The sequence below is a fragment of the Paenibacillus ginsengarvi genome, assembly GCF_003626695.1.
In the GTDB taxonomy this organism is placed as follows: Bacteria; Bacillota; Bacilli; order Paenibacillales; family NBRC-103111; genus Paenibacillus_AB; species Paenibacillus_AB ginsengarvi.
This window is the reverse complement of record NZ_RBAH01000015.1, coordinates 62,741-75,012: the sequence shown is the minus strand read 5'-3', so window position 1 is coordinate 75,012 and position 12,272 is coordinate 62,741. Positions and strand designations below refer to the sequence as shown.

Here is a 12,272-nt window from a genome sequence, read left to right as displayed (position 1 = left end):
GACACCGGCTTCTCTTACTCGGACAGCAAATATTGATTGAGGATCGCTTTCAGACGCTCCTGGCGGCCGGACTCGTTTCGAATCGTTTCGTGCTGAAGCGCATATTGCTCGAGACTGGCGAGCGTCGCTTTGCCGCTGACGATATCCCGTCCGATACCTTCCTTGAAGCTCGCATAGCGGCGATCGATAACATCTTCGAAGACTCGGTCTTCGATAAGCTTAGCCGCCACCCTGAGTCCTTTCGCATAGGCGTCCATGCCGGCGATATGGGCGTGGAACAAATCATCCGGCTCGAATGAGCCCCGCCGCACCTTCGCGTCAAAGTTGATGCCGCCGTTGCCGAGCCCGCCGTTTTGCAGCACCTCGTACATCGTCAGCGTCGTCGCGTACAGATCCGTCGGAAATTCGTCCGTATCCCAGCCGAGCAGCATATCGCCCTGATTCGCGTCCAGCGAGCCGAGCACGCCGTGCATACGCGCGGTACGCAGCTCGTGCTCGAACGTATGCCCGGCCAGCGTGGCGTGATTCGCCTCCAAATTCAGCTTGAAACGGTCCTTCAGCCCATAATGCTGGAGAAAAGCGATCGTTGTCGCCGCATCGAAGTCGTACTGATGCTTTGTCGGTTCCTTCGGTTTCGGCTCGATCAGAAACTGGGCCTTGAACCCGATCTCGTCGGCGTAATCGAGCGCCATCCGGTACAGGCGGGCCAGATTGTCCAGCTCCAGCTGCATATCCGTATGAAGCAGCGACTCATAGCCTTCGCGGCCTCCCCAGAACACGTAATTTTCCGCCCCGAGCTCTTTCCCGACCTCGAGACCTTTCTTGATCTGCGCCGCGGCGTAAGCGTATACATCGGCGTTATTCGTCGTTCCTGCGCCATGCACGAAGCGGGGATGGGTGAACATATTCGCCGTGTTCCACAGCAGCTTCGTCCCGGTGGACTTCATATACTCCTTGATGGAAGCGACGATGACGTCGAGATTGCGGTTCGTCTCTTGCAGCGTATCCCCTTCCGGGGCAATATCGCGGTCGTGGAAGCAGAAAAAAGGCACCTTCAGCTTCGCGATCAACTCGAAGGCGGCTTCGACTCTCGCTTTGGCCAGATCGAGGCCGGTGAATCGGTCCCACGGCCGCACAGCCGTGCCCGCGCCGAACGGATCGGCACCGCTTGCGGTTAACGTATGCCAATAAGCGACGGCGAAGCGCAAATGCTCCTGCATCGTCTTGCCGGCCACGACCGCGCCGGGATCATAATGCTTGAAAGCGAACGGATTGGTCGAACGCGCCCCTTCATATTCGATAGTCGGAACGCCGGTAAAGTAAGACACGTGTATCCCCTCCAAATTGGTAATCACCGCTAACTAGCCCCATCATATCAGATGCTACCGACTTTGTATATCCGTTAAACTAAGTTTGAAACAAAAAAAATTGCATTTTCTTTTTATATCTTATGAATAGCCAAGTTGAAAAATGTTCCTCTGTCGACTAAACTGGAACCATTAGTTTATCGAACATACAAACGAGGGGTACATTTGCAAACGACCGGAGATCAATATCTCGTCAAGAAGCTAAATAAATCGATCGTACTGGACCGGATCGTCGCCCATAGCCCGTTATCGCGCGCGCAGCTGTCCGAAATGACGGGCCTTAACAAAGCTACGGTGTCGACGCTGGTGGGCGAGCTGGCCGAGGAAAAGCTCGTGTACGAGATCGGGCTCGGCGTCTCGAGCGGCGGCCGGAAGCCGGTCATGCTCGTCTTCAACAAAGCGGCCGGCTTCGCCGTCGGCATCGACATCGGTGTCAAATACGCGATCGCGATCCTAACCGATCTCGACGGCCATACAATCGCCGAACGGCAAATCCGGCTGGAGCGGCGCGACGCGGACAGCGCCATCCGGGCGATCGCCGAGGCGGTTCGCTCCTTGATGGCGCAGGCGCCGGACAGCCCGTACGGCATCGTTGGCGCCGGGGTCGGCGTAGCGGGTATCGTCGACGACAAAGGAACCGTCCTGTTTGCACCTAACCTGGAATGGGAGCATGTCGAGCTGAAGCAGCTGTTGGAGCAGCAGCTCGGCGTTCCTGTAGTCGTCGACAACGAAGCGAATGCCGGAGCGCTCGGCGAGCTTCGCTTCGGAGCGGCTCGGGAGGCTTCGGATATCGTCTACTTGAGCGTCGGCACCGGGATCGGGGCGGGCATTACAATCGGCGGGCAGCTGATGCGGGGGTTCGGCGGGTTTTTCGGCGAAGTCGGGCATACGACGATCGAGACGAACGGCAAGCGCTGCCGCTGCGGCAACAAAGGCTGCTGGGAGCAATACGCATCGGAGAGCGCCATTCTTGAGATGGCCGAGCCGCTCGGCATCGACCGGTTCGAGAGCCTGATCGAGCTGGCACACGGCGGCTCGCCCGACGCGATCCGGCTGTTCCACCAGGTCGGGGAAAGCCTCGGCATTGGCATCGCCAGCCTTATCAATACGTTCAATCCCGAGCTCGTTCTGATCGGTAATCAGATGACGCGCGCGGAAAGCTGGATTCGCAGCGCCATCGACCGTGTCGTTGCGGCCCGATCGCTGCCGTTCCACCGCAAGCAGGCGCAAATCCGCTTCGCTTCGCTGGATACCCGCTCCGCCGTTTCGGGTGCGGCCTACAGCGCCGTGTCCGCCTTCCTTACCAAAGACCGCATCACGCTGTGAGCGAGGGTCAGCCATCCGGAAAAACATACACTGGATGGTTTTGGGTGAATGGTTCTGAGTACGCGCACTTGTTCGACCTGGAGCTCCATTCTCCGTACTCTTTTGCCTCGCTCCCTATTCCCTGCACCCCGATGCTGCTTTAACGGAACCGAAAGTTCCTTTATCTCCGCTAAGAGGGGCCTCTAGGCCGGCTTAAAGGAAGCGCCGCTTCCTCTATGACCTCCGTCTCCCCCGATTTCTCGGCGGGCGACGGCCATAACGGAACTTTTACTTCCTTTATCGCCCCAATTAGCCGTGCTTCGGGAGCTATAGCGGAACTTTCGCTTCCGCTATCCCACCGCCGGCCTCAGCCCCGAACAGCTCACAGCTTGCGTTTGATCCCGCTACGCCCCAAAAAGCAAAACCTCCGAAAACACGCTGACGAGCGTGGCCGGAGGTTCGCTTCCTTCCATTACTACACTGTATGCATCCTTACACCGTAGGCGCGCTTTGCCGGTAAACGCCGGAGCTTTTCACCTCGCGGATAAATTCCGCGAATTCGCCCAGGTTCAGCTGCTGGTCGGCATCCGACAGCGCGGCCGCCGGATTCGGATGCACCTCCACCATAATGCCGTCAGCGCCTGCGGCGAGAGCGGCTTTGGCGCATGGCGCCATAATTTCTTTGCGCCCGGTGGAGTGGCTGACGTCGACGAGCACCGGCAGATGGCTCATCTGCTTGAGCAGGGGCACTGCGGATATGTCCAGTGTATTGCGCGTCCATTTCTCATAAGTACGGATGCCCCGCTCGATCAGCATCACCTGGCTGTTGCCGCGCGAGACGATATATTCCGCCGCATGCAGGAATTCGTCCATCGTCGCCGCAAGTCCGCGCTTCAGCAGCACCGGCTTGCGCATATCGCCGGCCGCTTTGAGCAGCTCGAAATTTTGCATATTGCGCGCGCCGATCTGAATGATGTCGACATACTTCGCCGCTTCCTCCAGATGGGCCGGGGTCACGATTTCGCTGATCGTTTGCAAGCCGTATTCGTCCGCCGCCTCCTTCAGCAGCTTAAGCCCTTCGAAGCCGAGTCCCTGGAAATCGTACGGCGATGTCCGCGGCTTGAACGCCCCGCCGCGAATGACCGGAACGCCAGCCTTCTTGAGCGCCGCAGCGACCTCCATTACCTGCTCGAGACTTTCCACCGAGCACGGCCCGGCGACAAGCACCGAATCCGCTCCTCCGATCTCCGTATTTCCAATGCGGATGACGGTGTCCTCCCGCTTGCTTTTGCGGCTGACGAGCAGCGGCTTCTTTTTCGGCTGCTGCACCTCCAGCGTCGCCTTGAAAATTTCCTGAAACAGATGGCGAATCGCCTTTTCTTCGAGCGGTCCGGCGTTACGGGCGGCCAGCCGGTCCAGCATCTCGTTTTCCCGGGCCGGGTCGTGCAGCGGCAGTCCTTCACTTTGTTTGATTTCCCCGATTTGACGGCCGATGGCGGCCCGCTCGGATAACAGATCAAGCAGCTTAATATTCAAATCGTCCATTCGGCTTCTTAATTGCTGAAGCGTTTGATTGTTCATAGCAGGTTCTCTCCTCTTGTATGTGGGGTTCCTTTTCGATCGCATGGAATCTTTTCTTACTTTCTTACCTGAACGCAAAAAAGCCCCTCGTCCTCAAGGGACGGGGAACCGCGGTACCACCCTTATTAGAAAAACGTCGGCCGCCGGCTGACCGTTCGTCGTTCTCGCTTGAAGCACGTTAACGGCGTGCCGCCGGGGATTCTCTACGCGGACGGAAGCTGTAATGGCTCAGGCTGCCGTCGTTCAAGACCCGACTCGGGAGCGAACTTCGACGGAACTCGCCGTCCGGGGGCTCTCAGTCTGTCGGCGCCCGGTCCCTGTTTCGGCTGTTTCCCGTTTACTTTTCTCCGTCATCGTCATCACATATTAGTGAGATTATAGAAGATTCGCGCGATTCGCGCAATAGGCTGCTGGGAAGCTTTACTGCGTTGAAGGCGGAACTTATTCGCGAATAATCGGGAAAATCCATCAATTTCCGGTGCGACCGCCCATACGCCCTGTTATAATAAGTAGGATGCATAAAATTGGTATTGGTCGGATTTGAACCGGCGAGGGGGAGGCTCCGTCTATTATGAAAGAGGTGAAGCAAGTGGAAACCGGCGCCAGCGAAAAATTCGACTACTTGAGATACATAGCCGAGACGACCGATCAGAAGGCGATCCTGCGCGATCTGATGGCGGCCTACGGCGAAGATGTGTGGAATTACGCGTTCAGTATATGCCGCAAGCCGGATTTGGCCGACGACATAACGCAGGACGTATTTTTAAAAGTATACCGCAGGCTCACGTCGTTTCGCGGAGAATCGTCCGTCAAGACGTGGCTTCTTACGATAACCCGCAATACGGCGCTCGACTACAAACGGTCGGCCTTCTGGCGCAGAGTGACCTTGATGGACATGATATCGCCCGCAGGCTCCCATCGCTCCGCCGAGAATGAAGCGATGGAAAATTTGACGGTCAGCAGCATCTGGACGCAGGTGCTGGGACTGCCGCCGAAGTATAGGGAAGTGCTGATTTTGTTCGCCCATCACCAGCTGTCGATGAAAGAAATTGCGGAAGTGCTCGGCATTAGCGTCGGAACGGTCAAGTCGCGGCTGCATCATGCCCGGCTCAACATTTTGAAGGCGAAGGAGCGCGCAAGAGATGAAACGGATTGACTCCGAATTTGAGGCCGAGCTGAATCGCGGACTTTCCTCGGCTCCGCTTGGTAACAGAGGTTTTTCCGATGAACTGCGCAGACGGATCGAAGAACGAATGGACGAGAAATCGACGTGCGCGAAATCCTGGTTTCCTTTAGCCGGTTCCTTCTTATCGCTCTCGGTTGTTATCGTTTCTGTCATTTTGTTCTTTTTTGTCGGCCAGCAGCAGACGGAGACGGCTCTGGAGGAGCTCTCCGGCATACAGGCGAACGAGCCGCTCTCGGCCTTGTCCGTCGCCGCTACGGACGACGATACGCCGTCTTTCACATCCGGTCTGCTTATCGGCCTCCGCACCGACGACAAGGACACGTCATACCGGACGTTATATATCGCGCCGAGAAAAGAGCGGCCGGCCCTGATCGCGCAAGGCAGCGGCATACTCGTGCCGTACAAGCGGGATTTCTGGAAAATCGAGCCGCTCCATTACGAGACGGTAACGGACCGCTACGAATTTTTCTTATCCCACCCCGCTGCCCAGCGCGCCGGCGAAGCCCGCACGATCGGACCGGGACTATTCAGGGACAACCCGAACGAAAAAGTGATTCACACCGAAAAAATATTGTTTGCGGCAAACGAATACGTCTCGATCGGGCAAACGGAAGAACTGCTCGCCGGCAACAGCTCCACCTCCAGCACCCAGGTATGGACGACGACGATTCCGAATTTGGCGACGAAGCGCAAGCCCGTCTTGCTGAGCGAAGTGTTGGACGCCAAGCTGACCGGTGGCGAGTACGCCACACAAGACTGGTTCGTCGCCCGCAGTCAAGGCCGCTGGGTAGCGATGACCGCCTATTCGAGCGCCATCTCGAACAGCAAGGCCCAGCTTACGGACAATTACCGCCAGCTCGACGTTCAACTGCCCAAGTCGGTCATCAACCACGACGAGCCGTGCTGCACATGGAGCGACATCGGAACCCGGTTCCCGGGCGCAATCGATACGTTCTCCTCGCCGGATAAAGATATGACCGTCGTGTCCACGGACGGACTGCTGCTCGTATTCGGCAGCCCCAGCCAGTTAACGGGCGAACCGGCCTTGTCGATCAAGCTGAAGGCAAAAGAAACGATCGTCATGGCCCAGTGGGCGACCGATCACTATGTGGAGGAATGGGCGCAGAAGACGGCGGAGCTGCTGCGGTAGGCGGCCATTTGCCGCCCCGACACCGCCGTCGCGCGTTCACCGTCTTCCGCCCATGTCCAAGGGTTATGCCCCGCGGCGAACTTTTTAGCTGAGTACGTTCGCTTAGTCCGGCTCCCTAATAATCGAGATGCCCTCGACGTGCTTGCGGCTCATCAGCTTTTTCAGCTTGCGGTTTTGTTTCGTCTCGAACACAATGTCGAGATCGTAATCGTCCGGGTACAGATCCTTCTTCGGGATGTGCAGAGCGAGCCGCTTTTTGTTAATTTGGCACTTCTGCTTCTGGATCATAACGCCGACCATCCCGCGTTTATCCTCCGTGGCATAAACGATGCCCGTTTGGTTCAAATACGAAATAAAAACGCTGTCGCCGACCTCGAGCCCCCGAACCGGCACCTCCGGTTTGCGCGTACCCGGTTCCGGTTTCTTTGTCGCGCCTTCGCGTCCCGACTCCTCGCCTCGTACTGGACGCGCGCCAAGCTTATTCGTCTCCGTAAACTCATCCCGGGCGTCCTCCCGCTCCCACGCCGGCTCGCCTTCGCTTTCAGCGGCCGCTCCGCTGTCCGCCTCGCTCGATTCGCTCGCTTCCGCATAGCTTACCAGCGCCCCGAACCATTTGTCGTCCGGGCCCGACTCTCTCGCCAAACCTGCCGTCAGCTCCTGCGAACGACTGATTATAGCCGGAGACAAGCCCAGCTTCGTCGCGATCTGAAAGGCGTAGCTTTGCCCCGCTTCCCCGATTCGCAGCCGGTACAGCGGCTGGAGCGTCTCCGCGTCGAACTCCATCCGCGCATTTTCGAATCCGCGCGTCCTTGCGGCGAAATGTTTGATCTCGTTGAAGTGGGTCGTCGCCACCACCTTAGCGCCGAGCGCGTGAAGCTGCTCCAGAATAGCGATGGACAGCCCCACGCCTTCTCCCGGATCGGTGCCGGAAGCCATCTCGTCAAGCAGCACAAGCGTGGAGCGGTCCGCCGCCTGTAAAATATCGACCATATTGCGAATATGCGCCGAAAACGTGCTCAGCGATTGCTCGATGCTTTGCCCGTCGCCGATATCGGCGGCAACCGTCGCAAAAAGGGACAGGTCGCTTTCCTCTCCCGCTGGCACGAGCAGTCCGGAGTTCGCCATCAGCGTCAGCAGGCCGACCGTTTTCAGCGCGATCGTTTTCCCGCCGGTATTCGGTCCGGTTACGATAAGCGTGTCGTATCGTCCGCCCAGCTCGAAATCGAGCGGCACCCCTCCGGCTCCGAGCAGCGGATGCGTCGCGCCGACGAGCCGAATTCGGCCGCGGTCGTTCAGATTGACGTGTCTAGCGTTTATCGCGAGCGCATACTTCGCTTTGGCAAAAATAAAGTCGTACGTGCCGATCGTCTCCACATTAACCTTCAACTCGTAATCCGCTTCCTCCACGAGTCCGGTCAGCATCGCCAGCACCTTCGCCTCCTCGCGGGCTTCCTCGGCGCGAAGCGAGGCGGTCTCATGCTGCAAATGCGCCAGCTCCGACGGCTCGATATAAACGGTTTGCCCGCTGGCCGATTCGTCCAGCACGCTGCCGCTCACTAGCCTCCGGTGCTCTTTCTTGATCGGCAGCACGTACCGGTCGGAACGGACGCTGTACAGCTGCTCTTGCATGAGTGTCCGGTATTTGGCCATCAAACTGTCCATCCGCGTTTTGATCTTTTCCGCGTTGGCCGCGAGCTTGCGTCTTACCTTCGACAAATCCCGGCTGGCCGCATCGTCGACCCGGCCGCTGCGAATGCAGCGCTCGATCTCCCCCTTAAGCTGCGTCAGCCCGTACATCGAATCCGCGAACGCCGCAATATGAGGCGCGATTCGTCTTTTCGCCGCCATATATGCCTGAAGCTGGTTGCAGCCGTGAAGAAACAAGCCGATGTTGGCAAAATCGTGCTCCGTAAACACGTACCCGGTACCCGTCAGTTGCAGCACCGTTTCGATCCCGCTCAGCGACGGAATCGGCACGCTCGCTCCAGTTTTCAGCACGCCGAGCGCTTCCGCCGTCTCGTCCATGGCACGCCGGGCCGACTGGAGCGTCGCGAGCGGAGCCAGTTGCTCGATCCGCTCTTTGCCCAAATACGATACGGCATAATCCGCCGCAAGCTGCTTGACCCGATCGTAATCGAGCCGTTTCCAAGTCGTTTCTTTCATGAGTGTATCGCTCCTTTTGTGAAAAATAGGCAAAAAAAAGGAAGGCAAAGAATGCGCAAACGCTCATTCCTTGCCTTCCGTATTCGCGATCCGCGTCATGCCGAATAAACTAAAAAAACGTGCTGAAGACAGCACGGATTCGGCGCGAGGATCGTTATATCCCGGGCATTGGATGATATCCGCTGTTCTTAACTCAAATTCTGGAGCACCGCAGCAGACATGACCAAATAAACGTCCCTAATGGGGCATTTTTTGAATACATACCGCTGTTACGGTCCCGCTATGGAATTTGTTAGTTAAGAACGCTCACCGACATCAAAATCTCTCCTTGCCTTCGATTACCCCGATTATAGCGGGAACGTTCTCTCCCGTCAAGAAAACTTCCGCTTGACCTTGACATCAGTGTCAGCGTTTATAGTAAAATGGCAGCACGAAATCGATATTGCACTTCCGGAGGAACGCCATGAAAATCGGAGAACTGTCCCGCCTTACGGGCGTAAGCTTGCGTTCGCTCAGATATTACGAGCAGATGGGGCTGCTTGCGCCGGCCCGCTGCGACAACGGCTACCGGGAATATAGCCCGTTTGCGGTCCGGCAGGTGGAGACGATCAAGCTGTACTTGAATCTCGGCTTCTCCACCGAGCAAATCGCCGGATTTTTGCATTGCGTGCTGCAAAATAAGGAAGCGTTCTGCCGCGACATCGTCCCGGTATACGAATATAAAATCGCCGAACTCGACGAACAGATCCGACTGCTGGAGCAGATCAAGTCGAATTTGAGCGAACGGGTCCAGTCGATTTTGGAGGAACGGGGCGACGCGGTCAAAGACGCACAGGGAGGAACCTATAGTGGCAGCCATCTCGATAACGGATCATAATTGGACGCAGCTCGTCAACGAGCGGGAAGCGGTGCTCGTTGAATTCGGCAGCCCGCATTGCGGGCCTTGCCGCGCCGCCGAACCGGCGCTGGAGCTTCTGGATCGCGAGCTCGGCGACCGTCTGGCCATCGCCAAAATGAATGTGGATGACAATCCCGCCCTTGCCGGGCAGCTCGGCATTATGGGAATGCCCACCTTCGTCCTGTTCCGGCGCGGAGAGCCGGTAAACAAGGCGGTCGGTTTCCGTTCGCAGCACGAGCTGCTCGGCACGGTACGCGGCTGGATGAACGCTTGACTGAAAGCTCCTTCCTTCGGAAAGATCGGTACTATATAAAATTAGTACTTGGTTATATACGCCGAACGAGTACAATAGAACCAAAGGACCTGCTCGCTTCCAAGTATCCGAGCGCGTCCGGAGGGAGGAGCTATGAAAACGAAAACCGCTTTTCACAACACGGGGTATGCGCTCGGCTGCGGCTCGCTGCTGGCCGCACTCGTCTACTTTTTCGCCTCCAACTGGGGCGCCCTGGATCGCTGGCAAAAGCTGACGCCGCTTGTTATGCTGGTAATCGCCCTTTACGGCCTGTACGTATATCTCGCGTCCCGCCCGCATCGGCAGTTTTTGAGCCGGCTTTCACTGCTTTCCGTAAACGTAACCTTCGGAGTATCCCTGGCCGTCGTCGGCCAGACGTACAATTCGCACGCGGACAGCTATGTGCTGTTTTTAATCTGGTTTGTGGCCACTATAGCTTTTGCGATCGCGGTCCGCTGGCAGCCCTTTTATGTACTCGCCTACGTGCTCGGTCATCTGGCGTACTGGCTCGCTTTTTTCCCGACAATCGGCAGCCGCGATTATGCGGACGGCATCGTCATTCTGATCGTATCCGCACTTGCGCTTCTGAACGGCATTATTTACGTACTGTCGTCCTCGAAACGGCTGCCGTCGCCGGTTATTGCGTTCCTGTCCTATACGGTCGGGATGGGCATTGTCATTTTGTTGTCCAACTCGCTGGCGTTCGAAGCATATTACGTTTGGTTCAACATCGTTTTTATCGGAGCGACCGTTTTTTTGATCCGGCGTTTTATTCGCAGCGTCAACCAGCTGTATCTGCTGTGGACCGGGCTGCTTGTCTCTATATTTCTCGTGATGAAATATGTCGAGCTGCTGTTTCATTTCGAAGCGGCCGAAGCCTTCTTCGTTACCGGCCTGATCTTCGTAGGCTTGTTCATTTGGGGCGGCGCAAGATGGATCCAATATGTCCGGTCGTTAGCCGCTCCGGAAGACGCCGGCGACAAGGTGGAGAGATCAGGCATTAATGCACGTGATATGATCATCCGCGCGCTGACAGTCACCGTCATTGCCGTCGGTACGCTGATCGGCACAGTTACCCTGATCGGCTTCATTTTGCTCGTAACGGAATTCGATCATCCCGAATACGTCCTCTCCGGTATCGGCCTAATGGCTACGCTTAGCATGACGGCTGCGAGAAAGCTGAATTCGGTCGTCCGTTATACGCTGCTCGCCATCGGCCTCTGTATAGGGGTCGGGACAGCGCTCGTAGCGGATCAGGCGGGGCTGCTCCCGATATATATCGCGGCTACGGCGATTGCTTTTTATAGCGGCAAAAGCTTCGCCGAACGCGCGCTCTGGTTCGCCGGCACCATCGTCATCGCCGGCCTCAGTCTCGGCCAGCAGCTCGAAGATGTGAAGCTGACACTGACTATACTAACCGTAGCCATGCCGGTGCTCGCCTGGCTGCATCGTTTCATCCGGAATCCGGAGCTCGGTCGGGCGCTGAAAATGTGCGGGTATTATGCGTTTCTGCTTATCTTCTTCGCGCTTACGTTTGCCGGCGAACATTACGCCTACGACGGGCTGTACGCGCTGACGCTGATCGCTTGCATCGCGCTTGCTCACCGCGCGGACGAAAGCGCGGCATACCGGTTTACGCTTGTCTTATCGGGACTGTTCGTCGCGTGGAAATATTACGACACCGCCTGGAAGCTGCTGCACAAGTCCTGGAGTCTGGCGCTGATCGGTTTCGTCCTGATCGCGGTAACCTACATCGCGGAACGCAGAACGATAAAAGCGGAGCGCGCAGAAAAGCCCGCTGCGGGGCGCAGCCGGCTTCGGTTTTTGGGGATAACGGCGGTTGTGGTCGCCCAGCTTCTCGTCCTCTCGGTTCAGATCGGCCGCAGCGAAACGATACTGGCCAGCGGTCAAACGATCTATCTCGAGCTGCTGCCGCTCGACCCCCGCTCGCTCCTGCAAGGCGATTACGTGGAGCTGCGTTATACCGTCTCTGCGCCGCCGGCTTCGTTCACCCAGAACGAACCTCATATCGGCCGTAAGCTGCCGGTCGTCATCGCCCGGACGCCAAGCGGCGTGTACGAATTCAAGCGGCTGTACGAGGACGGCACAACGCTCCAGCCCGGCGAGGCGGTTTTGAACGGCAAGTGGAACGGATACCGGATCGAATACGGCATCGAAAGCTTTTTCGTCCCGGAAGGCACCGGCATCGAAACGCAGCGGAAAGCCAAATATGCCGAAATCCGGCTGGCCTCGAGCGGCAACGCGCTGATCGTCGCCCTACACGAAACAGCTCCATAAGTAACTCACAGGAAGGAGGAAGCGCCCGCGTC

The 12,272-nt window shown here is 57.4% G+C and carries 9 protein-coding genes; 6 read left to right on the top strand and 3 right to left on the bottom strand.

Translation table 11 applies throughout. From position 1 onward, the window contains the following. Positions 1-14 precede the first annotated feature (14 nt). Positions 15-1,328: a xylose isomerase gene (xylA, locus tag D7M11_RS20215; RefSeq protein WP_120749060.1), complete on the bottom strand. Its 1,314-nt coding sequence runs from the start codon at positions 1,326-1,328 to the stop codon at positions 15-17. 204 nt (positions 1,329-1,532) lie between these two features. On the opposite strand from xylA, the gene D7M11_RS20210 reads away from it, so the two are divergent. After that, positions 1,533-2,693, top strand: a complete 1,161-nt coding sequence (locus D7M11_RS20210) for an ROK family transcriptional regulator (RefSeq protein ID WP_120749059.1) — start codon at positions 1,533-1,535, stop codon at positions 2,691-2,693. A gap of 471 nt (positions 2,694-3,164) precedes the next feature. Here D7M11_RS20210 and D7M11_RS20205 read toward each other — a convergent pair whose 3' ends face one another. Further along, the gene (locus D7M11_RS20205; RefSeq protein WP_120749058.1) at positions 3,165-4,253 is read right to left on the bottom strand and encodes a bifunctional 3-deoxy-7-phosphoheptulonate synthase/chorismate mutase; all 1,089 of its coding nucleotides are present in this window, start codon (positions 4,251-4,253) and stop codon (positions 3,165-3,167) included. 571 nt (positions 4,254-4,824) lie between these two features. Here D7M11_RS20205 and D7M11_RS20200 point away from each other — a divergent pair. Further along, positions 4,825-5,409, top strand: coding sequence for an RNA polymerase sigma factor (locus D7M11_RS20200; protein ID WP_120749057.1), 585 nt, complete (start codon positions 4,825-4,827; stop codon positions 5,407-5,409). Further along, positions 5,396-6,589, top strand: coding sequence for a hypothetical protein (locus D7M11_RS20195; RefSeq protein WP_120749056.1), 1,194 nt, complete (start codon positions 5,396-5,398; stop codon positions 6,587-6,589). Before D7M11_RS20200 ends, D7M11_RS20195 begins: the two co-directional genes overlap by 14 nt. A gap of 102 nt (positions 6,590-6,691) precedes the next feature. Here the strand turns inward: D7M11_RS20195 and D7M11_RS20190 are convergent, their stop codons facing one another. Next, on the bottom strand, positions 6,692-8,752 hold the full coding sequence (locus D7M11_RS20190) for an endonuclease MutS2 (RefSeq protein ID WP_120749055.1): 2,061 nt from the start codon (positions 8,750-8,752) through the stop codon (positions 6,692-6,694). 463 nt (positions 8,753-9,215) lie between these two features. Here D7M11_RS20190 and D7M11_RS20185 point away from each other — a divergent pair, with 463 nt between their 5' ends. The 3 genes from D7M11_RS20185 (at position 9,216) to D7M11_RS20175 (ending at position 12,240) form a co-directional block, all read left to right on the top strand. Beyond that, a complete protein-coding gene (locus tag D7M11_RS20185; RefSeq protein ID WP_120749054.1) occupies positions 9,216-9,629 on the top strand; it encodes a MerR family transcriptional regulator in 414 nt (137 codons plus the stop codon). Continuing rightward, complete coding sequence (locus D7M11_RS20180) at positions 9,601-9,924, top strand: thioredoxin family protein (protein ID WP_120749053.1); 324 nt, start codon at positions 9,601-9,603, stop codon at positions 9,922-9,924. Before D7M11_RS20185 ends, D7M11_RS20180 begins: the two co-directional genes overlap by 29 nt. Positions 9,925-10,056: 132 nt before the next feature. Next, entirely contained in the window at positions 10,057-12,240 is a 2,184-nt protein-coding gene (locus D7M11_RS20175; protein ID WP_120749052.1) for a GDYXXLXY domain-containing protein, read from the top strand. Positions 12,241-12,272 lie beyond the last annotated feature (32 nt).

What these genes read in the sequence shown, in the direction of transcription:
- D7M11_RS20205 (WP_120749058.1), bottom strand. Translation starts at nt 4,253, where the DNA reads ATGAACAATCAAACGCTTCAGCAATTAAGAAGCCGAATGGACGATTTG.
- D7M11_RS20200 (WP_120749057.1), top strand. Translation starts at nt 4,825, where the DNA reads ATGAAAGAGGTGAAGCAAGTGGAAACCGGCGCCAGCGAAAAATTCGAC.
- D7M11_RS20195 (WP_120749056.1), top strand. Translation starts at nt 5,396, where the DNA reads ATGAAACGGATTGACTCCGAATTTGAGGCCGAGCTGAATCGCGGACTT.
- D7M11_RS20190 (WP_120749055.1), bottom strand. Translation starts at nt 8,752, where the DNA reads ATGAAAGAAACGACTTGGAAACGGCTCGATTACGATCGGGTCAAGCAG.
- D7M11_RS20185 (WP_120749054.1), top strand. Translation starts at nt 9,216, where the DNA reads ATGAAAATCGGAGAACTGTCCCGCCTTACGGGCGTAAGCTTGCGTTCG.
- D7M11_RS20175 (WP_120749052.1), top strand. Translation starts at nt 10,057, where the DNA reads ATGAAAACGAAAACCGCTTTTCACAACACGGGGTATGCGCTCGGCTGC.